The sequence below is a fragment of the Methylobacillus arboreus genome, assembly GCF_020532725.1.
GTDB lineage: Bacteria > Pseudomonadota > Gammaproteobacteria > Burkholderiales > Methylophilaceae > Methylobacillus > Methylobacillus arboreus.
The window spans coordinates 98,970-125,737 of record NZ_JAJAVC010000006.1 but is presented as its reverse complement, the minus strand read 5'-3'; the positions used below and the strand labels follow the sequence as shown (position 1 = coordinate 125,737).

Annotated in this window: 21 protein-coding genes; 7 read left to right on the top strand and 14 right to left on the bottom strand. The window is 55.8% G+C overall.

The features are described 5' to 3' along the window. Positions 1 to 4 precede the first annotated feature (4 nt). Together ileS and lspA are read left to right on the top strand one after the other, a co-directional pair. Complete coding sequence (gene ileS / locus LG198_RS06645; protein WP_230342399.1) at positions 5 to 2,809, top strand: isoleucine--tRNA ligase; 2,805 nt, start codon at positions 5 to 7, stop codon at positions 2,807 to 2,809. Then, complete coding sequence (lspA, locus tag LG198_RS06640) at positions 2,802 to 3,260, top strand: signal peptidase II (RefSeq protein WP_230342398.1); 459 nt, start codon at positions 2,802 to 2,804, stop codon at positions 3,258 to 3,260. Before ileS ends, lspA begins: the two co-directional genes overlap by 8 nt. Positions 3,261 to 3,348: 88 nt before the next feature. On the opposite strand, the gene LG198_RS06635 is transcribed toward lspA, so the two are convergent. The 10 genes from LG198_RS06635 to LG198_RS06590 form a co-directional block, all read right to left on the bottom strand. Beyond that, on the bottom strand, positions 3,349 to 4,407 hold the full coding sequence (locus LG198_RS06635; RefSeq protein ID WP_230342397.1) for an NAD(P)-dependent alcohol dehydrogenase: 1,059 nt from the start codon (positions 4,405 to 4,407) through the stop codon (positions 3,349 to 3,351). A 164-nt stretch (positions 4,408 to 4,571) separates the two neighbouring features. Then, the gene (locus tag LG198_RS06630; RefSeq protein WP_230342396.1) at positions 4,572 to 4,946 is read right to left on the bottom strand and encodes a DoxX family protein; all 375 of its coding nucleotides are present in this window, start codon (positions 4,944 to 4,946) and stop codon (positions 4,572 to 4,574) included. 146 nt (positions 4,947 to 5,092) lie between these two features. Beyond that, positions 5,093 to 6,562 (bottom strand): catalase, encoded by a 1,470-nt coding sequence (locus LG198_RS06625; protein ID WP_230342395.1) that lies wholly within the window; start codon positions 6,560 to 6,562, stop codon positions 5,093 to 5,095. A gap of 255 nt (positions 6,563 to 6,817) precedes the next feature. Further along, positions 6,818 to 7,630: a posphoenolpyruvate synthetase regulatory kinase/phosphorylase PpsR gene (ppsR, locus tag LG198_RS06620; RefSeq protein WP_230342394.1), complete on the bottom strand. Its 813-nt coding sequence runs from the start codon at positions 7,628 to 7,630 to the stop codon at positions 6,818 to 6,820. 33 nt (positions 7,631 to 7,663) lie between these two features. Then, complete coding sequence (gene ppsA, locus LG198_RS06615) at positions 7,664 to 10,033, bottom strand: phosphoenolpyruvate synthase (protein WP_230342393.1); 2,370 nt, start codon at positions 10,031 to 10,033, stop codon at positions 7,664 to 7,666. 304 nt (positions 10,034 to 10,337) lie between these two features. Further along, a complete protein-coding gene (locus LG198_RS06610; protein ID WP_230342392.1) occupies positions 10,338 to 10,886 on the bottom strand; it encodes a response regulator transcription factor in 549 nt (182 codons plus the stop codon). Then, positions 10,883 to 12,187, bottom strand: coding sequence for an ATP-binding protein (locus LG198_RS06605; RefSeq protein WP_230342391.1), 1,305 nt, complete (start codon positions 12,185 to 12,187; stop codon positions 10,883 to 10,885). Before LG198_RS06605 ends, LG198_RS06610 begins: the two co-directional genes overlap by 4 nt. Before the next feature lie 212 nt (positions 12,188 to 12,399). Further along, a complete protein-coding gene (locus LG198_RS06600) occupies positions 12,400 to 13,560 on the bottom strand; it encodes a PepSY-associated TM helix domain-containing protein (protein WP_230342390.1) in 1,161 nt (386 codons plus the stop codon). A 31-nt stretch (positions 13,561 to 13,591) separates the two neighbouring features. After that, entirely contained in the window at positions 13,592 to 15,643 is a 2,052-nt protein-coding gene (locus LG198_RS06595) for a TonB-dependent receptor (RefSeq protein WP_230342389.1), read from the bottom strand. Between the two features lie 54 nt (positions 15,644 to 15,697). Further along, positions 15,698 to 16,093, bottom strand: coding sequence for a DUF2946 domain-containing protein (locus LG198_RS06590; protein WP_268866815.1), 396 nt, complete (start codon positions 16,091 to 16,093; stop codon positions 15,698 to 15,700). A gap of 92 nt (positions 16,094 to 16,185) precedes the next feature. Between LG198_RS06590 and LG198_RS06585 the strand changes: the two genes are divergently transcribed. The 4 genes from LG198_RS06585 to LG198_RS06575 all read left to right on the top strand — a co-directional run bounded on the left by LG198_RS06585 (position 16,186) and on the right by LG198_RS06575 (position 20,315). Beyond that, positions 16,186 to 16,758, top strand: coding sequence for a hypothetical protein (locus LG198_RS06585; protein ID WP_230342387.1), 573 nt, complete (start codon positions 16,186 to 16,188; stop codon positions 16,756 to 16,758). Positions 16,759 to 16,826: 68 nt separating this feature from the next. Next, positions 16,827 to 16,955 (top strand): hypothetical protein, encoded by a 129-nt coding sequence (locus LG198_RS14315; RefSeq protein ID WP_268866814.1) that lies wholly within the window; start codon positions 16,827 to 16,829, stop codon positions 16,953 to 16,955. Positions 16,956 to 17,072: 117 nt separating this feature from the next. Next, positions 17,073 to 19,658 (top strand): ATP-dependent chaperone ClpB, encoded by a 2,586-nt coding sequence (clpB, locus tag LG198_RS06580; RefSeq protein WP_230342386.1) that lies wholly within the window; start codon positions 17,073 to 17,075, stop codon positions 19,656 to 19,658. A 159-nt stretch (positions 19,659 to 19,817) separates the two neighbouring features. Then, the gene (locus LG198_RS06575) at positions 19,818 to 20,315 is read left to right on the top strand and encodes a hypothetical protein (RefSeq protein ID WP_230342385.1); all 498 of its coding nucleotides are present in this window, start codon (positions 19,818 to 19,820) and stop codon (positions 20,313 to 20,315) included. 171 nt (positions 20,316 to 20,486) lie between these two features. Here LG198_RS06575 and LG198_RS06570 read toward each other — a convergent pair whose 3' ends face one another. Further along, positions 20,487 to 22,040, bottom strand: coding sequence for an AI-2E family transporter (locus LG198_RS06570; RefSeq protein ID WP_230342384.1), 1,554 nt, complete (start codon positions 22,038 to 22,040; stop codon positions 20,487 to 20,489). Between the two features lie 243 nt (positions 22,041 to 22,283). Next, positions 22,284 to 23,102, bottom strand: coding sequence for a PEP-CTERM sorting domain-containing protein (locus LG198_RS06565; RefSeq protein WP_230342383.1), 819 nt, complete (start codon positions 23,100 to 23,102; stop codon positions 22,284 to 22,286). Positions 23,103 to 23,285: 183 nt separating this feature from the next. Here LG198_RS06565 and LG198_RS06560 point away from each other — a divergent pair, with 183 nt between their 5' ends. Beyond that, positions 23,286 to 23,705, top strand: a complete 420-nt coding sequence (locus LG198_RS06560) for a secondary thiamine-phosphate synthase enzyme YjbQ (protein WP_230342382.1) — start codon at positions 23,286 to 23,288, stop codon at positions 23,703 to 23,705. Positions 23,706 to 23,734: 29 nt separating this feature from the next. Here the strand turns inward: LG198_RS06560 and LG198_RS06555 are convergent, their stop codons facing one another. Beyond that, positions 23,735 to 25,012, bottom strand: coding sequence for a murein hydrolase activator EnvC family protein (locus LG198_RS06555; protein ID WP_230342381.1), 1,278 nt, complete (start codon positions 25,010 to 25,012; stop codon positions 23,735 to 23,737). Positions 25,013 to 25,015: 3 nt separating this feature from the next. Continuing rightward, the gene (gpmI, locus tag LG198_RS06550) at positions 25,016 to 26,569 is read right to left on the bottom strand and encodes a 2,3-bisphosphoglycerate-independent phosphoglycerate mutase (protein WP_230342380.1); all 1,554 of its coding nucleotides are present in this window, start codon (positions 26,567 to 26,569) and stop codon (positions 25,016 to 25,018) included. Positions 26,570 to 26,768 lie beyond the last annotated feature (199 nt).

The following is a 26,768-nucleotide window of genomic DNA, read 5'->3' as shown; positions in this document are numbered from 1 at the left end:
ACTGATGAGCGAAAACACCAAATACAAGTTGAACCTGCCAGAAACCAGTTTCCCGATGCGCGGAGACCTGGCGAAGCGTGAGCCTGCCTGGTTAAAAAGCTGGCAGGAAAAACAGGTGTACCAGCGCATACGCAATGCGCGCAAGGGCGCGAAGAAATTCATCCTGCATGATGGCCCTCCGTATGCCAACGGCGCCATTCACCTGGGGCATGCCGTCAACAAGATATTGAAGGACATCATCGTCAAGTCCAAGACCCTGTCCGGTTTTGATGCGCCTTACGTGCCGGGCTGGGACTGCCACGGCCTGCCGATCGAGCTGGCGGTCGAGAAGCAGCATGGCAAGGATATCCCGCCAGCCAAGTTCCGCGAGCTGTGCCGCGCCTACGCCGCCGAGCAGGTTGCCAGGCAGAAACAGGACTTCATCCGCCTGGGAGTGCTGGGCGACTGGGACCATCCTTACCTCACCATGGATTTCCAGACCGAGGCCGACATCATTCGCGCCCTGGGCGAGATCTACAACAATGGCTATCTCTATCAGGGTTCAAAGCCGGTCCATTGGTGTGTGGATTGCGGCTCTGCATTGGCTGAAGCCGAGGTGGAGTATGAGGATGTCAACTCGCCTGCAATCGATGTCGGTTTCAAGTTTGCGGATAACGCGGCATTGGGAGCGGCATTCAATACCACCGTCAACGGCGATGCCTATGCCGTGATCTGGACCACAACGCCCTGGACCTTGCCCGCCAACCAGGCGGTCAGCGTGCATCCTGAATTCGATTACGACCTGATCCAGACCTCGCGCGGCCTTTTGGTCCTGGCGCATGAACTGGCCGATGCCACGCTCAAGCGCTATGGCGAAGAAAATACACAAGTCCTGGGTTCGGCAAAGGGGGCAGCACTCAAGGGCCTGTTGCTGCTGCATCCGTTCGATCAACGCACCGTGCCGGTCATCACAGGTGAGCACGTCACCACTGATGCCGGTACCGGCCTGGTACATACTGCCGCTGCCCATGGTAATGATGACTGGCTGGTGATGCGGGCCAACTATCCGCAAGAAAAGCCCCGGGTGCTGATTGGTGGCGATGGCAGGTTCTTCAATAGCGAACTGGTCGAGCTGGCCGCCATTCGCGGGCTGAACCGGCAGGAAGCCAACAAAGTCATCCTGACGGTGCTGCAGGACAAGCATGCGCTGTTCGCCAGCGCGCGGTTGAACCATAGCTTCCCGCACTGCTGGCGTCATAAGACGCCATTGATGCAACTGGCGACCCACCAGTGGTTTATCGGCATGAACCAAGCCGGTAGCAATGGCAAATCGTTGCGCGAGCTGGCGAACAAGGCCGTGGATGACACGGCGTTCTATCCTGCCTGGGGCCGCGCGCGCCTTGAGGCGATGATCAAGAACCGTCCCGACTGGTGCGTCTCGCGCCAGCGTAACTGGGGCGTGCCAATGCCGTTCTTCGTGCACCAGGAAACGGGCGAGCCGCATCCACAAACCCCGGCGCTGCTGGAAAAGGTAGCTCTTCAGGTCGAGCAACAAGGGATTGAAGCCTGGTTCTCGCTTGATGGCGCGGCATTCCTCGCCGAGCATGCCCCTGACTATGCCGATCAATACAAAAAGGTGACCGATACGCTGGATGTCTGGTTTGATTCAGGTGCTACCCATGCGGCGGTGTTGAAGCGCCGTCCTGAGTTGCAAAGTCCTGCAGACTTATACCTGGAAGGCTCGGACCAGCATCGCGGCTGGTTCCAGTCCTCCCTGCTCACCGGTTGCGCAATTGATGGCCGTGCGCCTTACGATGCCTTGCTCACCCATGGATTCACCGTGGATGAGAAAGGCTACAAAATGTCGAAATCCCGCGGCAACGGCATCGAGCCGCAGGATATCTGCAATCGCCTGGGCGCGGACATGTTGCGCTTGTGGATTGCATCCACGGATTATTCCGGCGAAATGTCCCTGTCCGAGGAAATCCTCAAGCGCGTGACCGACAGCTACCGCCGTATCCGCAATACCCTGCGCTTCCTGCTGGCCAACCTGGCTGACTTTAATGCTGAGCAGGACTTGTTGCCGGTGGATGAGTGGCTGGAGCTGGACCGGTTTGGCCTTGCATTGACCCAGAAGTTGCAGGATCAGGTGATTGCCGATTTTGACCGCTATGAATTCCACCTCGCGGTACAGAAGCTGGTGGGTTTCTGCTCCGAGGAGCTGGGCGGCTTCTACCTGGATATTCTCAAGGACAGGCTCTATACCTCTGGCGACAAATCGCACGCACGCCGTTCGGCCCAGAGCGCATTGCATCACATTACCCATGCATTGATGCGCCTGATGGCGCCTATCCTGAGCTTCACGGCTGACGAGATATGGGCCACGCTGGGACTGGATGCCAAGGCGACGGTGTTCGAGGAAGTCTGGTACGTATTGCCGCAACATGGCCTGGATGCTGCTGCCTTGCAATCCTGGGCAACCGTGCTTGAAGTGCGCAATGTCTCCAACAAGGCGATCGAGAACGAGCGTTCCCAGGGCAAGATAGGCGCTTCATTGCAGGCTGAGCTGGATATTTATGCCAGCGGTGCAGTGCATGCCGCATTGGCCAGGCTGCATGAAGACCTGCATTATGTGTTGATGGCATCGCGTGCTACCTTGCACGCCCGCGAAGGCGAGCTGGCAGTAGTAGTGAGTGCCAGCACCCATGCCAAGTGCGACCGCTGCTGGCATTATCGTGCCGACGTAGGCAGCGATACAGCGCATCCGGCGATCTGTGGCCGCTGCGTCAGCAACCTTTTTGGCCAGGGCGAGTCGCGACACTATGCGTAAATGGCTGGGCCTGAGTGCCGTCGTGATTGCGTTGGATATCTACACCAAGCACCTCATCGTCAAGGCGTTTGAATATGGCGAGCATTTGCCGCTTACCTCATTCTTTGACCTGGTGCGCTACCACAACGAGGGGGCTGCCTTCAGCTTTCTCGCCGGGGCAGGCGGCTGGCAGCGCATATTCTTCAGTACGATTGCCATCGTGGCGTCGGTGATCATCATCCGCCTGTTACGCAAACATCCGCAACAGCACTTGTTCTGCTTCGGGCTTGCCCTGATATTAGGTGGAGCGCTCGGTAATCTCTATGACCGCGTGACCCTGGGTTATGTCGTGGATTTTCTCTTTTTCCATTACCAGGAATATTACTGGCCAGCCTTCAACGTGGCTGACTCGGCAATCTGTGTTGGCGTGGCGTTATTGATTTGGGATAGCTTCAAGAAAAAGCCGGCTTAGTATTAGCAGGTTTTGCCAATTAATTCTGTGGCGTTATAAAACAAAAAGCACACCGATCGGTGTGCTTTTTGTTTGCGCGGTTTGCGGATTAAGCCGCTTGCTTGAGGCTGGCGATATCAATCACGAAGCGGTATTTCACATCGCTCTTCAACATGCGTTCAAACGCATTGTTGATCTCCTGGATCGGGATCAATTCAATATCGGAGATGATATTGTGTTCGGCGCAGAAATCCAGCATTTCCTGAGTTTCCTTGATGCCGCCGATCAAGGAGCCAGCCAGGCTGCGGCGCTTGAAGATCAGGTTGGCGACGCTGGGTGATGGGTGAGGGCTGTCGGGCACGCCGACTAGGCACATGGAGCCATCTCGCTTGAGCAGGGCCATGAACTGGTCAAGGTCATGCGGCGCGGCGACGGTATTGAGGATGAAGTCGAAGCTGAGTAAATGTTGCTGCATCTGTTCCGGGTCTTTTGAAATGACCACTTCGTCGGCACCCAGGCGCTTGGCATCTTCCGCCTTGCCCGGGGAGGTGGTGAACAGGACGGTATGGGCGCCAAAGGCCTTGGCAAACTTTACTCCCATATGGCCGAGACCGCCTAGGCCGACGATGCCGACCTTCTGGCCCGGTCCCACCTTCCAGTGGCGCAGCGGGGAATAAGTGGTGATGCCGGCGCAAAGCAGCGGGGCAGTTGCTGCCAGGTCGAGCTTTTCGGAAATCTTCAATGTAAAGCGTTCATCTACTACGATCAGGTTTGAATAACCGCCGTAGGTGGCTTGTCCGGGCATTTTGTTGTCCGGGCTGTTGTAAGTGAAAACCGAGTGGTTGCAGAATTGTTCCAAGCCTTCCGCACAGTCAGGACAGGTGCCGCAGGAGTCAACCAGGCAGCCGACGCCGGCGAGGTCGCCTACTTTGAATTTCTTTACGTTAGCGCCAACCTGGGTGACGCGGCCGACGATTTCATGGCCCGGCACGATGGGGAAAATGGAGTTGCCCCATTCATCGCGTGCCTGGTGGAGGTCTGAGTGGCAGACACCGCAAAACAGGATTTCAATCTGTACGTCATCGGCACCGACATTACGGCGCTCGAATGAAAAAGGGGACAGTGAGGATTTGGGATCATGCGCTGCATAACTGATAGCTTTGGTCATTGTGGCACTCCTGATGAATGAAAGGACGGGCTCTTAAAGATGCAGACATTATGCCGCGCTTGATTGATCCAATAAATGGAAATAACTCAATTTCACAATTCCTTAATTTTGAATTGTGATAAGTCCTGCAGGTCTGTCATCAACCTGCAGGACTGCATTGCGGTTTATCTACGGCGATTATCGAGAGATAGCCAAAGTGTACTTGTGCTTGCCAGTATCAGGAATCCGCCCGCAATGGCCAAATCCTTGAGGAACAGGATGGTTTGCAGCGAGTCATTGAGATCGAAGTGGAACAACAAGGCCGCTGCGATACAGAAGATGGCGAGCAGCCAGGATACCAGGCGAGTCTGGTATCCGACGACGATGGCAATCCCGCCCAGGAGCTCAAGGGCGATGGTAGGCCAGAGCAGGATGCCGGGAACGCCGGCAGATTCCATGTAACCTATTGTCCCAGCTGGGTCGGCAATCTTGCCCGCCCCTGCCACAATGAAGATGATGGCAATCAGGATACGTCCAACCAGATGTGCATATTGGTTCATTTATTATCTCCTCGGCATTGATATTGGAATGGTCTGACGGCAAGTGATGACCACTTGCCGTCAAGCTCCACCATAAAGCAATTTTGCCGAGCTTGCCATGCCAGGCTGCGACTCCTGTCAAACGTATCCCTTGGTTGCCTGAAGGCTCAAGCCTGGCTTGCGGTTTCCAGGGCGGCCTTCACGCCTGCGGCATAATCCGGGTTTGCCTTGGCGAACTGGGCCAGCATGCGTTCCTGGACGGATGCGTTGGCTTGCGACAGTCCGCCTGCGATGTTGCTGAACAATTGCTGCTTCTGGTCAGGGTTCATGAGGCGGAACAATGCGCCTGCCTGGCTGTAGTAGTCCTCGTTGGACTGATCGTGATAACCGACCCATGCGTCTTCAAGCACAGGCAATGGCGGCTGCGCATATTGCGGCGCAGGTGCCGGTGAAGCGCCGGTTCTGTCGTTCGGGTAGAAATTGGGCACCTGGTTCAGGCTGCTGGCTGCTGCGCCATGCCCGGTTACCGGACAACCTGCCGCCATGGCGCCATCACGCTGGTAGTGATGTACCGGGCAACGGGCGGCATTGACTGGCAACTGGTTGGCATTGACGCCTACGCGATAGCGGTGTGCATCCTGATAGGCCAGCAGGCGGGCTTGCAACATCTTATCTGGCGAGGCGCCAATGCCGGGTACGAGGTTGCTTGGGGCAAATGCGGACTGCTCGGTCTCGGCAAAATAGTTGTCTACATTGCGGTTCAACCCAAGCTGGCCGATCTCGACCAAGGGGTAATCGCTATGCGGCCAGATCTTGGTCAGGTCGAACGGGTTGATCTTGTAGGTTCTGGCCTCGGCTTCGGTCATGATTTGCACCTTGACCGTCCAGGAAGGAAACTCGCCTCTGGCAATCGCATCGACCAAGTCTTGCTGCGCGCCATGGGCAGGAAGCTTGGCAGCTTCTTCAGCAGTGACGGTCTTGATACCCTGATTGCTTTTGAAGTGCCACTTTATCCATACACGTTCGCCTTTTTCATTCCATAAACTCAAGGTATGCGAGCTGAAGCCATGCATATGGCGATACGAGGCTGGAATGCCGCGATCCGACATGAGGATGGTCATCTGGTGCAGCGATTGTGGATGGTTGGCCCAGAACTCGTAGGCATTGGCCGGATTGGGTAAATTGGTTTGTGGATTTTTTTTCTGCGAATGAATGAAGTCGGGAAACTTGATCGGATCATTGAGGAAGAAGACCGGCGTATTGTTGCCCACTAGGTCGAAGTTGCCCTCGCGGGTATAGAACTTGACGGCAAAGCCGCGCGGATCGCGTGCAAAGTCGCTGGAATCCTGGCCGCCGCCGACAGTGGAGAAACGCACGAAGACTTCGGTCTTTTCTCCTGCCTGCTGCAGGAAGCTGGCGATCGTATGCTGGCTTAAGCTCCTGGTCAAGGTAAATGTGCCATAGGCGCCTGTTCCCCGTGCATGCACGACGCGTTCTGGAATGCGCTCGCGGTTGAAATGCGCAAGTTTCTCGAACAAATAGTGATTGTCAAAGGTAAGCGGGCCGCGCGGGCCGACGCTGATGCTGTTGTTATCGTCTGGAACCGGTGCTCCTGCCGAGGTGGTCAATGTACTCATTACTTTCTCCTTGATCAGTGATGGTGGCGGGTTTGTGCCAGTGAAAACACTTCCTGTTATTCATATCAAGCGCTTTTAAAACCGCTGCTTTTTTATAAAACAGTGCTGGCTGGATGACAACCATCTTAGTAGGGTTATTTTTATAATTAAAGTTGATTGTTTTTATTTTATTGATAAATAAAATAAATTGATTATGTGCGGACGGGTAAGAAAAAAGGGGCCTAGGCCCCTTTGCTGTAGATTGCGTCTCTATGCTCAGTGATTGGAGTTGACGCGGATTTTTTGCAGGATGATGGTGGAAAGCTCTTCGATTGAACGGCTGGTTGAGTCAATCCAGCTAATGCCTTCGCGATGCATGAGGTCTTCTGCCAGGCGGATTTCATGACGGCAATTGTCAAGCGAGGCATAGTGGCTGTCAGGCCGGCGTTCGCTACGCACGCTGTGCAGGCGTTCCGGGTTGATCGACAGGCCGTAGAGTTTTTCCGGATATTTCTTCAACGCTTCCGGCAGGGTACCACGCTCCAGGTCTTCAGGAATCAGCGGGTAGTTGGCTGCCTTGATGCCGAACTGCATGGCCAGGTACAGGCTGGTGGGAGTCTTGCCGCAACGCGACACGCCAACCAGGATCACCTGGGCCTCGCTGAGGCCGAAGTCGGTCATGCCGTCATCGTGGTTCAGGGTAAAGTTAATGGCATCAATCCGCTCATAGTAGCTGTTGCCCAGCACGCTATGCGCAATACCCGAGGTACGCGAGGGCTGCTCCTGCAACTCTTCCGCCAATGGATCGACAAACGAACCGAATACATCTAGGTGCACGGCGTTGCTCTGCTTGAGCTTGTCACGCAGGTCGGTATTAACCAGGGTCATGACGACAATAGGCCTTACCCCGTCTGCCTTTTCCGTTTCAGCAATCTTGACCAGCGCTTCTTCAACCTTCTGTTCGGAGTCGGTGAATGGCAGGCGGATATGCTTGAAGCTCACTGTGGGGAAGTGCGCCAGCAGGTGGCCGACGGATTCGGCGGTAATTCCGGTACCGTCGGAGATAAAAAATACACTGCGGTGCTGCATGGCGCACTTGCTCCCTTGGCCTTGATTGATTGCTTACTTGCTCTTGCTGATACGTTGCCAGGTGTTGATGACAGTGTCAGGGTTGAGGGATACGGACTGGATGCCCTTTTCAACCAGCCACTCTGCAAAGTCAGGATGGTCTGAAGGGCCCTGGCCGCAGATGCCCACGTACTTGTTCAGGCGGTTGGCAGCGCTGATGGCCATTTCCAGCAATACCTTGACTGCAGGGTCGCGCTCGTCAAAGCCGTGCGCCACCAGGCCGGAGTCGCGGTCCATGCCCAGGGAGAGCTGGGTCAGGTCGTTGGAGCCAATGGAGAAGCCATCGAAGTATTCCAGGAATTGCTCAGCCAGCAGGGCATTGGATGGAATCTCGCACATCATGATCAGGCGCAGACCGTTTTCGCCGCGCTTGAGGCCGTTCTTGGCGAGTATCTCCACTACCTGGCGCGCTTCATCCAGGGTACGGACGAAAGGAATCATCAACTCGACGTTGGTAAGACCGAATTGCTCGCGTACCTTGCGCATGGCAATACACTCGAGCTCGAAGCAATCCTGGAAGTCAGGGGAAATATAGCGGGCAGCGCCGCGGAAGCCCAGCATCGGGTTTTCTTCCTCGGGTTCGTATATCTCGCCGCCGATCAGCTTGCGGTATTCATTGGACTTGAAGTCGGACATACGCGCAATGACCGGTTTCGGCCAGAATGCGGAACCAATGGTGGCAACGCCTTCAGCCAGCTTGTCGATATAGAACTGGCGGGGGTTTTCATAGCCACGGGCACGGCGCTTGATTTCCTCTTGCAGGTCGGCAGGCACGCTGTCGATGTTGAGGATGGCCTTGGGATGGATGCCTATCATGTTGTTGATGACAAACTCCAGGCGGGCCAGGCCCACGCCTTCATTGGGAATCTGTGAGAAGCTGAACGCCATGTCAGGGTTGCCCACGTTCATCATGATCTTGACTGGGGACGGCGGCAGCTTCTTTTCTTCTTCCTGGGTGACGGTGAAAGGCACAGCGCCGGCGTAGACGTAACCGGTTTCACCTTCTGCACAGGATACGGTGACGACTTGGCCATCCTGCAGCAGGTCAGTTGCATTCACGCTGCCTACGATGGCAGGAATGCCCAGTTCGCGTGCAATGATAGCGGCGTGGCAGGTACGGCCGCCACGGTTGGTAATCAGTGCGGAAGCGCGCTTCATGACGGGTTCCCAGTTAGGGTCAGTCATGTCGGCAACCAGCACGTCACCCGGTTGTACGGTATTCATTTCGGAAGCATGTTTGACCACGCGCACCGGGCCCGAGCCTACCTTCTGGGTCACGGCACGGCCGGTGACCACTGCAGTGTTGCCTGCGCTATTGATCTGGAACTTCTCGACCACGGTGCCGCTTTGCGACTTCACGGTCTCGGGACGCGCCTGCAGGATATACAGCTTGCCGTCCACGCCATCACGGCCCCATTCCACATCCATTGGACATTTGTAGTGCTCTTCGATCTGCACCGCGAAGCGGGCAAGCTCGAGAATTTCCTCATCGGTGATGGAGTAGCGTGCGCTTTCTTCCTTGCTGTTTTCTACCGTGTGGGTGCTCTTGCCTGCGACATTGCTGTCGCTGAATATCATTTTGATCAGCTTGGAGCCCAGGTTGCGGCGCACGATGGCAGGGAATCCCTTGGCCAGCAGCGGCTTGTGTACATAGAACTCGTCAGGGTTTACTGCGCCTTGCACCACGGTTTCACCGAGGCCATAGGAAGAGGTGATGAAGACGACATCGCGGAAGCCGGATTCGGTATCCATGGTGAACATCACGCCCGAGCTGCCCAGGTTGCTGCGCACCATGCGCTGGATGCCGGCGGAAAGCGCGACATCGGCGTGGATGAAACCCTTGTGGACACGATAGGAGATGGCGCGGTCATTGTAGAGCGACGCGAATACTTCCTTGATGGCGTGCAGGATGTTGTCCAGGCCATGGATGTTGAGGAAGCTTTCCTGCTGGCCGGCAAATGAGGCATCAGGCAAATCTTCAGCCGTTGCGGAGGAGCGTACGGCAAATGTCACGTCATCGCCGGAGTCGGCTGTCAATGTCTTGTAATGCTCAGCAATCGCGTCTTGCAGCTCTTGGGGGAAAGGCGTGTCGACAATCCATTGGCGGATTTTCTCGCCTGTGGCAGCCAATGCATCGACATCGTCCACGTCGAGCTTGTCGAGTTCTGCATTGATGCGCGTGTCCAGGCCGTCCTTCGCCAGGAACAGGCGATAGGCATGGGCTGTGGTGGCAAAGCCACCTGGTACTCGTACGCCCTTTGCGGTCAGCTGGCTGATCATTTCGCCCAAAGAGGCATTCTTGCCGCCAACGGCAGGCACATCCGAGATGCGCAGCTTGTCAAAGGCGATTACGTAATCCGACATGTTTACTCTCCATCAATTACATGGCGCTTTGCGCATGTAAGTTTTTGTTTTAGTAATGATTCTTTTAAGAAAGCATGCGCTATCGGCAGAACAATACTAAAAAGCTCAAAGATTTTAAGGGGATTGGTAGATAAGAAAACCAATATTTTGCCTTATTCTAGCCTTTCGTGTCACCTGTCGCTGTGTTATGACAGCAAAAAAAGCACTTGAAAAGGTCATGAACAGGCTCTTAGTCCGGGATTGTAAACACGGAGCAGGCTGTTTGTGGATAGGACTAGTCCGAATGGGCTAGGGCATTGATTGCTTATTTCCTCGCTGGGTGCTTATTCAGTTTGCGCTGCAGGGTACGCCTGTGCATATTCAGGCTACGGGCGGTGGCCGAGATATTGCCGTCGTTTTCCTGCAGTACCCGTTGTATATGTTCCCATTCCATGCGGTTTACCGACAAGGCATTGTCCGGCACAGGCGCATCAGGATCGCCTTCGATGCGTTCGAAAGCGGCCAGTATCTGGTCGGCATCGGCTGGTTTCGCCAGGTAATGGGTAGCACCGAGTTTTACCGCTTCTACTGCGGTGGCAATGCTGGCATAACCGGTGAGCACCACAATGCGGGTCTGGCCGTCTATCTGCTTCAGGTGCTTGACCAGGGTCAGGCCGGAGTCGCCCGGCATTTTGAGGTCGACGACGGCGTATTCAGGCGCTTCTTGTATTGTCATGGCAGTTGCATCATGGACATTATGCGCCACTTGAACCTGAAAGCCGCGCTTTTCCATTGCCCGGGCCAGAACCTGGGTAAATATTTCATCATCATCCACCAGCAGCATGGTGGGGAGATCAGCGCTGTTATCCATCATGCCTGCGTTTCCAGGATGATGCCAGCCAGCGGAATGCGGATGCGGGTGACCGTGCCCTGAGGTTCCAGGCGCTCGAACATGATGTCGCCATCAAACTTTTCCAGCACCGATTTGGCGAGGAAGATGCCCAGTCCCAATCCCCCGCTGGCTTGTTTCGAGGTGTTGAAGGGCAAGCCCATTGTGGCCAGTGTATGCTCATCGGGAAAGCATCCGCGGTCATGGATTTCCAGCAACAGGTTGTCCTGAGCGATGCTGGCAATGAGCTGGATGCCTTCTGGAGAGGCGTCTGCCGCATTGTTGACGAGGTTGGTAATGGCTTGTCCCAGTGCAAGGTCGGCCGCCATGTTGGGACAAGGGGTCGGCAAATGCAATTCCAGCTTGAGCGGGGTCGCCGGGCGGGTATCGGACCAGCGCTGTGCCAGTTGGCGGATAAAGGCTTCTATGCTCATCGGGCTCGCGGCTTCCGAGCGCATCATGCCCGTGGCGGCAGTTAAGGAGGAAAGAATTTCCTTGCAGCGGTCTACCTGTGTGCGTAACAGGGTTAGCGATGCAGCCAGCTCCGGTTGGTTTCGGTTTTCCTCCAGCAGGTCCTTGGTCAGCACGGCCATGGTGGATAGAGGGGTGCCCAGTTCATGGGCGGCACCGGTGGCCAGTGTGCCAAGGGCCAGCATGCGCTCGCTCGCGAGCACTTTTTCCCGCGATTCGGCAAGCAACCGGTCATACTCGCGCAGGTTGCGGCCCATACGTTCCACAAAAAATGCAATGACAATGGCGCTGACAACAAACCCGCCCCACATGCCCAGCAGGTGCAGGTTGAAGCTGTCGTCGTGCAGTGAGTGGGAGGCTGATGCAGCGGTATGCAGGTGGTCGTGCGCCATGGTTGCCAGCGGGCGATACCAGAACATCAGCAGGCTATAGGCGGCAATGACCAATCCTGCGATCAGCCAGGTAAAACGCCACGGCAATGCTACCGCTGCGACAGCCAATGGCAGCAGGTACATCCAGACAAAGGGGTTGCTGTAGCCGCCAGTGGCATAAAACAGCCAGGTCAGAATGGCGATATCCAGCAGTAGTTGCGCCAGAAGTTCGGTTTCATGAATGCGCGCTTTGCGCCACAGGCGCAGCCAGCTGACAAGGTTAATTGCCAGCATAAGCCCGAGTGCAGCGGCGACTTCGGTAACAGGCAGTGCAATATGGTAGAGATGGGTGGCTACCAGGCTTGCCAGCAGCAGTGCTGCCATCATGACGACACGCAGCCAGAGCAGGCGGCGCAGGTTGGTGGCAAAGGCAAGGGAGGACATGCCGGCATTTTACTGCAAGTGCCCGCTTGCCGGGCATGCGGCAAAATGTCGCGCTGCTACGGGATGGATTGTAAACAGTCTCCAAGCGCCTGCGACAACATGTCGCATTCCACTTCAGTAAGCGGGGATTTAAGATGGATGCATCCTGTTTCTGGGATACCTCATCTACAGTCTGGTTGATGGACTGCCTGGGGCTGGGCGCTTGCTGGTGCTCAGCCTTTTTTATTGCGCGGATAATCTCTCCGTTGTTGCATCCGGGCGGCACGCCGCTTGTGGCGCCAGCGCATCCAGCCGGTAACAAACAGCACCAGTGGCATGAAGCCGCTGGCAAATACCAGCCAGCGTCCCGCAAGCCCGAATGCCTCGCCATTATGTAAAGGATGCAGCCAGTGCATGACCTTGCTGCCGCTGTTATCGGCAAAGTAGTCACGTTTGACGGCGACCTTGCCGTCATGTGTAATGAACACGATGGTCTTGGGAAAACGCTTCCCCGGTTCGCCAGGCTGGTAAAGCCGGAACTGGTAATCCCCGTCTGCGCTGTCCGGGGTATATATCCAGCGTAATTCACTGCCGGGGAATTGCTGCATGGCAATGTGTGCCATCGTGTCCATGCTGATGCCTGGCGGTGGCGCTGGTTGTGCACCGGACTTTGGAGTTGGTGCGCTGCCCATATGCAGCATGCTTGGTTTTGCACCCAGCCAGCCTTCAAACCAGTCTGGCTGTTCCAGCATGATGCCGGTGATGGTGAGCATGGCAAGCAACACCAGACCATAGACACCGCACAGTTTGTGCCAGTCGTAGACACGGCGATAGAAATGGGCCTGGCGGCGATAGGTCAGCGCCAGGCGGAAATTGCCATTCTGCGGCCACCAGAGGTAAATGCCGGAAGCCAGGGAAACCAGGATGAAGATGCTGGCAATCGCAATGATGTTTTTGCCATTGACATCTAGCAGCAGGGTGTAATGCAAGTCGTAGAGCCAAGTCATCGCGGTATCGCCCCAGAAGCGGCTAGAACTGGCTTGCAGGGTTTGCGGATCCAGCGTCACCATGAGCGGTGCAAAATGCCTGTCACGGGTTTCGATTGGCTTGAGGTAGCGCGCCAGCACGGGACTATCGCCATGCAAGGGCATTTCAATGCGCCAGCCTGCGGTGCGTTCTGGATAGGCTTTGTGCAACTGTTCCAAGATTGCCTGGGGTGAGGGGGAACTGACTGGGCCAGTGACCTGGATTTGCGGATTCAACGCGCTGTCGAGCTTGGTATAGAACACCAGCAGGCTGCCGGTGAGCCCCATGAGCACGAACAGCGCGCCTAGAGAAAGGCCGAGGTAAAGATGCAGTCTGAGCCAAAGAATGCGCTGTCTATTATTTGCCATGGCTGCTCACAGGATAGGTGACGCGGGGATGTTACATATCCAGGCGCACCGAGGCATAAATGCCGCGTCCTTCGCCGGGTGAGTGCATGCTTTGCAGGTATTCGGTATCCCAGTACACATATTCATAATAACGGTCGGCAAGGTTGCGAACTTGCAGCTCCAGGCTGAGATTTTTCTGCACTTGCCATACAGCGCCCAAGTTCATCAGCAAATAGCCACCAAATTTGCCTTGTCGATTGGCGCGTTCCAGATAGTAGTCTCCTTGCCCATTCGCCCAGGCGGAAAGCTTGAGCGCAGGCAGGATGCGGTAGTCGGCCCCCACGCCGTAAACCTGCCGCGGCACATGGTCGATTTCGTTGCCCTTGTTGCCTGGTTCGGTGTTGCCCGGCTTGGTGATCTCGGAGCGCTGCACCGACAGGTTGGCCCAGATGTCCAGCCTGTCGGTCGGCCGCAGGTTGGCCTGGAAGTCGATACCGTGCCGCAGGGTTTGCCCGATGTTCTCGGAATCGTTGCTGGCGCTGCCGAGGATGCGTCTTGCTTCATTGCTCGCCTTTTGCTCCCACAGGGCGATACGTCCGTCTAGCCAGTCGGTGGACTGGAATTTCAGGCCTAGTTCCCAGCCGTCGTTGATCGAGGGCCTGAGATCGGGCGCGAGCGGGTTGGTCTTGTAGGTGGCTGCGCCAATGCCGACCTGGAAGCTGCGTCCCCAGTTGCCATAGACGCTGTAATGCTCTGAAAGGCTGTAGACTGCGCTGATCTTGGGCTGGCGGATTGCGCCATAGTCCTGTACGTCGGCACTGGTGCTGCTGAGCAGGTCCTTGAAGTCGCCGTAGACGCGGTCCACGCGATAAGCCGGCACAATCTTGAGTCGGGCAGTGGGGCGGATCACGGCTTGCAGGTAAACGCCGTAGATATCGAATTCATAATGCTGGTCGCGTGTAGTGCCCAGGCGGTTGCGTGAGGCTGTGGTGTAGCGGTAGTTTTCGTTGTCCTGCCATTCGGCGCTGAATCCAGTTTCCACGGCCAGGCTATGCAGGCCGAGGTTTTCCACATGCGGGCGCCAGGTCAGGCTGGAAAGCACGCCAGTATGGTTTTCTTTCAGCAGGCGTTCCTGCTGGTTTGCGTTCATGACGGAGAACCTGACCCAGCGCTGATCGTCCATGGTGTTGAGGTAGGCCTTGTTGGACCAGAACCAGTGGTCGTCGATGGCCCAGTCAAAGTGCAGGCTGAGCTGGTTGAGCTCGCGCTCGCCGCCATCGGTGTTGTTGTGCGGCATGGACTGGCGGGGATGCGTGCGGGATTGGGCATAGGTCAGGTAGCCAGCCTCCTGCGCATCCTGCCGGTAATGGCGTGCGATCAGCCCGGTACGGAAGCGGCCATCTGCCGAATCGTAGAACCACTTGCCGGCGACTGAGTGCTTGCGGGAATCCGAATGGTCGCGGTAACCATGGTATTCCTGCACCGCGGCAAAATAGTTCTGGCTGAAACCGTCTTTTTCGATACCCAGCGCGGTTTGCAGTTCGCGCGTGTTGAAGCTGCCGTAGCTCGCGCGTGCCGTGGCATAGTTACCACCTATTTTTGTCACTACGTTGGCATTGCCGGCAATGTTGTGCAGGCCGTAGCGTGGGTCGTTGGTGCCGCGTACCACCTCAATCGCTTCGATGTCCAGCGGCATGATCATGTCGAGGTAGGGCATGTTGCCGTCATTGCTGTTGCTGGGGATACCGTCGATCAGCAGCTTCACGGCATTGACTTCGCCTTCGCCATTGAAGGCACGGAACGAGAATTTCCCAGTGGTGGTGCCCATGCGGTATTCGGTGAGCTGCACGCCTGGTGCGCGGGAAAACAGTTGCCAGCTGTTCTGCACGGACTGGGTTTCAACCGCTTCCCTGCCGATCACGTCAACGGAGGAAAGAATACTGCGTGCGGGCAAGGAGGATGCGCGATTGCCAGTCACGACAATGCCGCCTACCGTAATAGTGGAGTCATTGTCGGTTGGCTGGGTCGTGACATGGTCTGCGTGTGCCTGCGTGTTGCAGGCAGCCATGACGGCAAGCGCCACAAGGCTGTAACAGTACTGCATGAAAATACTCCTGGATCGGGATGCCACAATGTGGAAAGCGCATTGGAACGATAATTAGGCGTTAGCAGGCGGACCACGCGGCCGGATGGCCGCCCAGGCGAACAGGGGCTTGGGGGCGTGGGGGTAGAGCGCAGGCAGCATGTGACCCAGATGGCCGCCGTATGGTGGCAGTGGCTCATTTGCAGCAAATACCGGGCTATGATGGAGCAGGTTGCAATAGGGACAGTACTTCATATCCAGCCCATGTTCATGTTGCGGCTGGGCTGGGTCTGCCGTTTTTGCTGACAAAGGCATATACTTGCTGCCCGGGGCAGAGCAGACCACCTCTGATGTGTTGTGGGTGCCATGGACTGTGAAAGCATGGGACAGCGTCGGCGCCAGCGCGCTGAACATGAGGAGAATACAGATCCACCAGGCGATCAGCCCACGCTTTTGCCTAAAAAGAATCATGCACGGATAATAACAACAAAAGCCATTCTTGCAGTGCGACAGATTGTCGCATTCGTACAATTCGCATCATGCTCTCCATGAGTCAAGGAAACATGAAACAGCAGATTATTGGAATTATCGGGGTTTTGATCAGTTGGTCGACGATGGCGGCAGAGATCGGCCTGGATGTCGTTAACCAGGAAGAAGATATCCAGCTACGTCAGTTGGCTGAGCGTATTCCGAGCAATTGCCGTGTGGCGGGGACCCGGGACGCCAATGGACAGCCGGTCTTTTTCTGGCAGCATACCTTTAATGACGGCACACGTGACCTGGTCATGGCCACCTCGCTGGAGGGCCGTCTGCAAGGTATCCGCCGAGTGACTTATGGCGGCAGCCAGAGCCTGGGCTGCCATTTCCCATTGCTGGTGATTGTGCGAGGCGGCAACTGGGGCTGGCACCTGGTGTGGATGCGCATGAACAAGGGCGTATTCTATGCCCGCATGGATGGATCGGCATGGGTGTCTTCCCCTCCCAAGCGCATGTCGGCCGCGGATGTCAGCCATATTGAAGTAAGCTCGGTCAATAGCCATGTCAACCTGAATTGGCTGGAAATTCGTGGTGACGGCTCTTCTTCTCTCCACGAGATGGTTTCCGATGATGATGGCCGTACCTGGAACCGGCGCTAGGAGCCTGTTCAATATCATTTCATGCGGTACGTTGCCCAGCGAGGGCTTGTAACGCCGTAGCGGCTGCCATGGTAGGGCAACCCGGAGGGCATGGTCCCACGCGCCTGCTCCGCGTTGCAGTCCTTGGCGAGGCAATGAGCATCACCTGCGGCCTGCGCCTTGACCAGACGCGTTTTGAAACCATGCTTACCGCATGAAATGATATTGAACAAGCTCTAACAATTGTAGGATTTTGTTAATGCCTGGTGCTTGAATTTATCCACAATGATCACAATTTAGTAGTCAACCACATATTACATTGAAGGAAGGCAAGCATGCGTTTCGACAAACTGACTACCAAATTCCAGCAAGCCCTGGCAGACGCGCAAAGTATTGCGGTCGGCAATGACAATCCCAACATAGAAACACCGCATCTGTTGCTCGCACTGCTGAACCAGGACGATGGCGGTACTTCGTCATTGCTGGCGCGCGCAGGCGCCAACCTTGCACCGCTCAAGGCCGCCTTGCAGGCAACCGTCAATAACCTGCCGCAAGTCCAGAGCAATACCGGCGAAGTTTCCATTTCCCGCGAACTCAACAACCTCTTGAACGTGACTGACAGGAACGCCCAAAAGCGCAATGACGCTTATATTGCAAGCGAGATGTTCCTGCTCGCGTTGGCAGACGACAAGGGCGAGACCGGCAAATTGCTGAAAGCCCATGGCCTCACCAAGCAGGCGCTGGAGCAGGCGGTGAATGCCGTGCGCGGCAGTGACGGCGTCAACAGCCAGGAGGCCGAAGGCAATCGTGAAGCCTTGAAGAAATTTACTGTGGACCTGACTGAGCGTGCGCGTTCAGGCAAGCTCGATCCGGTGATTGGCCGCGATGACGAAATCCGCCGTGCCATCCAGGTATTGCAGCGCCGTACCAAGAACAATCCTGTGTTGATAGGGGAGCCAGGCGTGGGCAAGACGGCGATTGTAGAGGGCTTGGCGCAGCGTATCGTCAATGGTGAAGTGCCGGAAACCCTCAAGAACAAGCGCGTGCTGGTGCTGGACATGGCCGGCCTACTCGCGGGTGCCAAGTATCGCGGCGAGTTCGAAGAGCGTTTGCAAGCCGTGCTGAAGGAGCTCGCGCAGGATGAAGGCCAGAACATTGTCTTCATCGATGAAATCCATACCATGGTGGGTGCAGGCAAGGCAGAAGGCGCTATGGATGCCGGCAATATGCTCAAGCCAGCCCTGGCACGTGGTGAGCTGCATTGTGTGGGCGCCACTACGCTGGATGAGTACCGCAAATATATCGAGAAGGATGCGGCACTTGAACGCCGCTTCCAGAAAGTGCTAGTGGACGAGCCTAGCGTGGAGGCAACCATTGCCATCTTGCGCGGCTTACAGGAAAAGTACGAGCTGCATCACGGCGTGGAAATTACCGACCCTGCCATTGTAGCTGCGGCGGAACTCAGTCATCGCTACATTACCGACCGTTTCCTGCCGGACAAGGCCATCGACCTGATTGACGAGGCCGCATCGCGTATCAAGATGGAGATCGACTCCAAGCCGGAAGCGCTGGACAAGCTTGAGCGTAGGCTGATCCAGCTCAAGATCGAGCGTGAGGCGGTGCGCCGCGAGAAGGACGAGGCATCGCAAAAGCGTTTTGGCTTGATCGAAGATGAAATTGCGCGCCTGGAGAAGGACTATGCTGACCTTGAGGAAATCTGGAAGGCGGAAAAGGCCCAGGTACAAGGCAGCAAGCATCTCAAGGAAGAAATCGAGAAGGTCAAGCTGCAGATAGAGGAAGCTACCCGCAAAGGCGAATGGCAGAAGGTTTCCGAGCTGCAATACGGCAATCTGCCGCAGCTGGAAACCCAGCTCAAGCAGGCAGCAAGCGCCGAGGAAAATGGTGAGCAGAAACAGAACCGCTTGCTGCGCACCCAGGTTGGTGCCGAGGAAATCGCCGAGGTAGTGTCGCGCGCGACTGGCATCCCGGTTTCCAAGATGCTGCAGGGCGAGCGCGACAAGTTGCTGCATATGGAAGACAAACTGCATGAGCGCGTTGTCGGCCAGGATGAGGCTGTGCGTCTGGTCAGCGATGCCATCCGCCGTTCACGGTCCGGTTTGTCCGACCCCAACAAGCCTTATGGTTCCTTCTTGTTCCTCGGGCCGACTGGTGTCGGTAAGACCGAGCTGACCAAGGCATTGGCGGGCTTCTTGTTCGACTCAGAAGATCACCTGATTCGCATCGACATGAGCGAGTTCATGGAAAAGCATTCCGTCGCGCGCCTGATTGGCGCGCCTCCAGGATATGTGGGATATGAAGAGGGCGGCTACCTTACCGAGGCGGTGCGTCGCAAACCATATTCGGTGATCCTGCTCGACGAGGTGGAAAAGGCCCATCCGGACGTATTCAACGTCTTGCTGCAAGTGCTGGATGATGGACGGCTCACCGATGGGCAGGGTCGTACCGTTGACTTCAAGAACACGGTGATCATCATGACCTCCAACCTGGGGTCGCAGATGATCCAGAACATGGCGGGCGACGATTACCAGGTGATCAAGCTGGCGGTGATGGGCGAGGTGAAAGCCAATTTCAGGCCGGAGTTTGTCAACCGTATTGATGAAGTGGTGGTATTCCACGCACTAGGCGAATCGCACGTGAAATCGATTGCCAGCATCCAGTTGCAAAGCCTGGCCAAACGTCTGGTAGCAATGGAGATGCAGTTTGAGGTGAGCGATGAGGCGCTGGCTGAGATTGCCAATGCTGGTTTTGACCCGGTCTATGGCGCGCGTCCGCTCAAGCGTGCGATCCAGTCCGAGATCGAGAACCCGCTTGCCAAGGAAATCCTCAATGGTACCTTTGCCGCCAAGGATACCGTGCATGTCGATTTCAAGAGCGGGCGCATGGTGTTCAGTAAACAATAACGTAGTGTGGCTAGGGGCAAGGTGATCTTGCCCCAGCTGCTGCGAGTGCAATCTCGTATTATTGTGCCAAGCCTAGGGAATTTATGTTTGAGGCATATGTCATACTGCTGACCGGGCTGAACCGGAATATAGATGCTGGTCAATGACCAGGAGGATGAGATGAAACTTGCAAGTGCTGCCTTGATCGGCAGTTTAGTGCTGCTGGCAGGATGCGCCACCACCGAGCAGAAAAAAGAGCCGCAAATCCAGCGTATTTCTGCGGAGGAGCTGGAAAAACTGCTGCCGCAGCCTACCCCGTTCATCACCTATGATGAATTGGTGCGGTTATCCAAAGCTGGTACCAGTCCGGACGAGGTGATTGCCAAAATCAAGGAAAGCAATTCGCGTTATGACCTGACACCTTCTAAGGCGCTGGAGCTCAGCAAGCAAGGGGTGGATGCCAAGGTGCTGGATTACATTTATAGCAGCCGGGAGCAAGCCTTGCGAGATGGCTTTGCCGAGGAGCTCAACAAGCGGGAAAAGGACAAGGTGATCGAGCAGGAAAGACTGCGCCGTGAATACCAATGGCGATATCGTAACTATGACCCGTTCTGGGGTCCAGGTTTCGGCCCGTATTGGGGGCGTGGCTATTACGGCCCCCGCTGGGGCTGGTGGTAAGCAGCAAGAGCAAGCTTGGGGCTGGATTTCCAGCCCTTTTTTATTGGATTACTGCCCTTTGTAGTATTTCATTTTCCCCTGATATTGGCCTTGAGCCGGGGTGCCCACGTAAGTTGCAAGTATGGCAAGGGGAGGGATGACCGAAGAGCCGTATTGTGTGAATATTTGCCCTCAACGGTCCATATCTCTTGTGGCAGCGCGCCAGCGCAATTTCTCTGAGTGGCGATGCCTGGCCTGCAGGCGCGTATCTTTCAGGATGATTTCCAGGGTTTCGCCGAGAATACGCACGATGCCCAAAATCGGAATGACCAGCATCAGCCCGGCGACGCCAGCAATGGCTTCGCCAATCAGGAACATCATGATCGTGAGCAGGGGATGGATGCGTAAGCTGCGCCCGACAATGGCTGGCAGGAAGAAGAAGTCATCCAGCATGCGGATCAGGATAAATAGTGCCGCCAGGCTATAGATGACGCTGATGTTGCCGGGCATATCGGTGGAGGCAACCAGCGCGACAATCGCAAACCCAAGCAGCGGGCCAAGGTAGGGAATCCAGCATAGGACTGCCACGATCAGGCCCAGCATCAAGGGCGAGGATATCCCCAGCGCCCACAGGCCCAGAGACGTCAGCAGGGTGTCGATTACCGTGATTTTCATGAGGCCGACAAAATACAGCCGTGCGGTCTGGTCGACTGCATGAATCAGGTATAGGGTTTTCTCAAAGAAGGCATTGGGGACGGCGGCACCAAGCATTTTGCGTAAATTGGTGCCGTCCTTGAGCATGAAAAAGGTGATGATGGGCGTGAGCAGCAGCGATGGCAGCCAGGTGGCAAGCCCGCTTAGAATTTTGCCGAGATATTTGTCGGAGAAGTGTTCGGAAAAATCAGTTAATTGCTGCGATATATTGTGATTGAAGTGTGCTTTTTGCAGAAAGCCGAATTGCGATTGCAGGTTGCTCAACATTTGTTCCGCCAGCTTGGCGCCGCCTGCCGAATAATGGGCAAAACCGGCCTGCCATGATGCGGCATTGGCGACAACCATGGGGTAGACCAATAGCAGGGCGACTACCGTCACAACCAGGAAGGCGCCACTGAGCGCTATAGCGGCAAGCGCCCGGCTGCTGCCTGCGGCCACCATTTTCTTTTCCAGTGGGGCCAGCAGGTAATACAGGATCAAGGCGAGCAGGAAAGGCACGACCAGCCAGAGGATCTTCTTGAAGATCAGCAACAGCAGGCAGGTCGTTGCAATGATGCCAGCCCAGGCAATAGGTCCGGGGCCGTGTTGAACATTGGTGAGCAGCGGTTGGTTGACCGTCTCGCTATCAAGCGAAGGGTATTGGTTGCGACGCAGGCTGCAATGCTCGGAAATGGTTTCGGCGATTTGCGGGTGAGTATGTAACAGGTGTAGAAAATCGTCACGGAACAATACTGCAATCACGCAATCCTCGAGGGCACGGATCTGGGCGTGGCGAGGCACGTTCTCCAGCAAGGCGCGTTCTCCGAAAAACTGTCCGGTCTCCAGGGCAGTGATGGTCTGCCCCTCCATGGAAACGCTCACTTTGCCCGACAGGATGAAATAGACCGCCTGTCCTTCCTCGTGCGGGTCGAAGACAATCTCGTCGCGCACGTAAGTGCGCTGGTGCAACAGGTGATTGAGCGTGTCCAGCTCATGGTTGCTCAGGCCGGAAAACAAGGGGATTTCGCGTAACACAATTTGGTGCTGGGGCACGTTGGGGCGGCGAAAGCGGCTAAGGAGCATGATAGGCGGTGCTGAGTCTGTTTTAGCCCATTCTATCCCGAGTCTGGGCGGTCGCAAGTTTCTTTTTGCGCATTTTTTGTTCTGGCCAGCGCTCCGCGCGCATTCAGCGGATTTAATTCGCGGGCTTGTTTATGGTGATTGGGTGGAAAGAAGCAGGCAGGTAGGCGGCCTGCCTGCCATCATCAGGCCGGGGTGGCCTGATGATATTACTTGTCAAGCTTTGGTTGTGCTGCGGCGCCTTGCTATCATCCCCAGGATTCCCAGGCCGGCCAGCAGCATCGCGTAGGTATCGGCTTCAGGGACAGCGGCGATATTGGCGACGATCTGGATGGACTGCAGGTTGATCGACGCAGTACCTATCACGCCTTGATCCATATACACATCTTCCCAATAGCCCTCTTCTATCCACTGATCAGGTTCACAGATCCCGTATTCGTCGCAAGGTCCTGGCTCATAATAACCACCGGTGACTACCCATTCTTGACCTATATAAACAGAAGTCCACGTGTAATCTGCCCAAGCTTCGAAAGAGCCAGCGATCGTGGGGAGAATTGCACCGGGAATTATGCCTGTTGCGCTGAAACTGGAGCCATACCCATCATTACCGTAAAATGATGCTCCTGAACCACCAACGCTCACACCAGCGGCACCCAGGCTACCATTTGACGCGTCATAAGTGCCGGAATAGGTAATGGAGTAACTTTCGATAAGCTGGCCGGAGTGCGCGGTAAAGGACAATGGGAGGGAAAAGTTGCCGTTATAGATTTCGTAACCCCAGTTGCGGCTACCGTCCGCACTGGCATACAAATAACCATTGAAGCTGATCTCGACGCCATTGGCAATGCCGGATACCGAAGCAATACTGTTATCCAATGTTTCCCAGCCGAAATATGGCGACTCGACCTCAAGCAGGAAGGCGTCGCGGTCATAGGTGATATCGACTTGGTTTGAAATAATAGTGGTGGAAGCCGCCATGGCAGGCCCTGTCGATAACAGCATGGCGACAATGAAGCTTAAGCTACTGATTTTCATTTGAAATCTCCCCGGGGGTTGTAGGTTCGAGGATTATGGCATGCAATATCAATATAATGATATAGGCCGGCATTAGTCCGTTTGGGCTAATTTCAAGCATGTATCTTCCATGCAGGTTTTTTAAGTCGGGTGCGGTTTTATGATTGAATTCTGCCCTGACTAATCGTGATGAGGAGTAATCGCATGCAGCAGCAACATCACCAGATTGTTCAACAGACGAATGACAGGCGCTTGTATGACATTACTCCTGCTGTGACGGGCTGGGTAAGAGCGTCTGGAGTGAGAGAAGGATTGTTGACGCTTTATATCCAGCATACTTCCGCCAGTATTCTCATCAACGAAAACTATGATTCAGACGTGCTGGTGGATATGGAAAGTTTTTTCTCGCGCCTAGTGCCCGATGGGGATCCCCTGTTCATCCATACAGCAGAAGGGCCGGATGACATGCCTGCCCATGTGCGCTCCGCGCTGACGCAGACCAGCATTTCCATCCCGGTGCTGGACGGCAAGGTGGCTTTGGGCACCTGGCAAGGCATATTTCTTTATGAGCACCGGCGTATGTCGCATACGCGCAAGGTGCTGCTGCACTTGATCGGGGAGTGACGAGTTTTATTCCCGATATTGATTCGCTGTTATTTTACGACGCTCCAACTCAGCGGATCGAAAGGTTTGCTCTGGTGGCGTAGTTCAAAGTAAACGCCATGCTGTTCATTGCCGCCGCTGTTGCCGACAGCAGCGACGGTATCCCCGCCCTTGACGTTGTCCCCGACCTGTTTCAATACGGCCTGGTTGTTGCCGTACAGGCTCATATAGCCGGCGCCGTGGTCGATGATGATGAGGTTGCCGAAGCCGCGCAGCCAGTCTGCGAATACCACCTGGCCGCTGGCCACGGCCTTGACTTCGCTGCCTTCGCTGGCGCGGATGAAGAGGCCTTTCCATGAGATGCCGGTATCCGCACGGCTGCTGCCGAAGCGGTTGGTGACTTCGCCGCGCACCGGCAGGTTGAGCTTGCCTTTGAGCGAGGCAAAGTTGCTGCCGTCAAATGCATTGCTGGGCAATGTTTCATTGCGCCCGACGATCTTGCCGCTTGGGCTTTTCTGGCTCGGTGTTGCTTGCTTGGTCTTGTCGCGGGCCGCTTCGCGTTGTGCCTTTTCCCGGGCTGCCTTGTCGCGCGCCGCTTGTTCACGCGCGGCCTTGGCGAGCTTTTCCATTAGCTGGGTCAGCCGTTGCTCATCGCGTTTCAGTTTGTCGATCTCATTGCGCTGGGCGCTGATTTTGCTGGAAAGCTGCTTGACCAGCTTATCGCGCTGGCTTTTCTGCTGCTGTAGTTCGGCCCGCTCTTTTTCCTGCTGATCCTTGAGGGCATCCAGCTGTTCCAGGGTCTTGCTGGTTTCGGCATCCAGGGCCTCGACCTTGGCGATATTGGCGGATGCGGCGTCCATCAGCTCCTTGCGGGCCTGTGAAACATAACCGAAGTAGTGCAGCTGCCGGGTGGCGGCGTTGGGGTCCTGCTGCTGCAACAGCACTTGCGCCTGGTTCGGCTTGCCGTGCAGGTATTGCTGGTAAAACTGTTGCTTCAGTAGGGATTGCTGTTGTTTGAGTTCGGCTTCATGGGTTGCTTTCTGCTGCTGCAGGGATTGCAGTGTGCTGTTGCTTTCCTGCTGTTGCTGCTTGAGCTCGTAAAGCTTGCGGTTGGCTTCGCTGATGGCCTTTTCGCTTTTTTTCAGTGCATCGGCGGCCTCCGCATGGGCCTCCCTGGAGCTATCAAGCTCTTTTTTCAGCGATTCCAGGCGCTGGTGGATTTCATCCAATGCGGCCTTGGGTTTTTCCGTGTCGTTCTTGGCGGCCCATGCCGCTGGCACGGCGCTGAGACTGCTTGCAAGCAGCATGCTGAGCCAGCGTATATGCATGCCCTATTCCGCTTGGAATGTGACCAGGGATTTGCCGGTCATTTCAGGTGGCTGCTTCAGTCCCATCATGGCAAGCAGGGATGGTGCAAGGTCGCAGAGCGAGCCAGTGCCAGGCGCTGCGAGTGTGGCAGGCTTGCCGATAAAGAACAGCGGCACCTGGTTGGTGGTGTGCTGCGTATGCGGCTGGTTGTTTGCATAATCGCGCATCATTTCCACGTTGCCATGGTCTGCGGTCACGATCATTTGTCCGTCTATGCTTTCCATGGCCTTGACGATGCGGGCAATGCAGGTGTCTATGGTTTCCACCGCCTTGATCGAGGCATTGAGATCGCCGGAGTGGCCGACCATGTCGCAATTGGCGTAGTTGCAAATGATGGCATCGTACTTCTTGCTCAAGATGGCGGCTTCGAGCTTGTCCGTGAGCTCGAATGCGCTCATTTCCGGCTGCAGGTCGTAAGTGGCGACCTTGGGTGAAGGAACCAGGATACGGTCTTCACCAGTAAACACCTGTTCTTCGCCACCGTTGAAGAAGAAGGTGACGTGCGGATATTTTTCCGTCTCGGCGATGCGCAACTGGTTGAGTCCGTGCTGGGCAACATATTCGCCAAACGTGTTGCGGATTTCCACTGGCGCGAAAATCGGCTTGGCACGTGTTTCCGCCTTGTCATACAGGGTAAGGGTATAAAAGCCTGCCAGCTTGGGCTGGCGGCGGCGGTTGAAGCCTTCAAAATCGGGATCAAGTAGCGCGTGAGTGAGCTGGCGCGCCCGGTCGGAGCGGAAATTGACGAAGATGACCACATCGCCATCTTCCATTTTTATAGGCGTGCTGCCAGGCGCCACGATAGCCGTCGCCTTGACGAACTCGTCCTTTTCCTCGCGCGCATAGGCAGCTTCCAGGCCTGCCAACGCACTGCTGGCCGTGAATTCGCCTTCGCCATCGGTAATGAGGTTATAGGCAGCCTCCACGCGGGGCCAGCGTTTGTCTCTATCCATGGCGTAGAAGCGGCCGCAGATGGAGGCGATCTTGCCGCCCCTGGCACGGACACACGCGTCTTCGAGTTTTTCCAGGTAAGGCTTGGCGCTGATGGGCGGCGTGTCGCGCCCGTCCAGGAAAGCGTGGACGTAAACCTTCTCCACGCCGGCTTTCACTGCCATTTCGATCGTCGCATGGATGTGGTACTGATGACTGTGCACGCCGCCATCAGAGACCAGCCCGAGAATGTGAACCGCCTTGCCGTGAGCCTTGGCTTTGTTGACAGCCTCAACCAGGACGGGATTGGTGAAGAACTCGCCGGAGGTGATGGAGCGGTTGATGCGCTCGAAATCCTGGAACACTACCCGCCCGGCACCGATATTCAGGTGGCCGACTTCGGAGTTACCCATCTGGCCGGTGGGCAGCCCGACAAAGGTTTCGGATGCATTGATCAGGGTGTGCGGATATTGCTGCCACATGCGATCAAGGTTGGGCGTGTTGGCTAGGGCAATGGCATTGTCGCGGCTATCTTCGCGGTAACCGAAGCCATCAAGAATAACGAGCAGGGCAGGTGTTGCATTCATTGCGGTTGGGATTCCGATAGATTCAAGAAATAGCCCTGTATTTTAGAGAGTTTTTGTCAATAGCGCATGCCCAATCGTGGTTCAATCAAGGCGAAAATGGTTTTTGTTCAGTTTTTTGCATTCTGGTCTTGAATTTTGCCAGATTGGCTTCATCTAGCGTGAAATGGCTCGCAGCCGGATTGTGGAATTTGAGTACAAT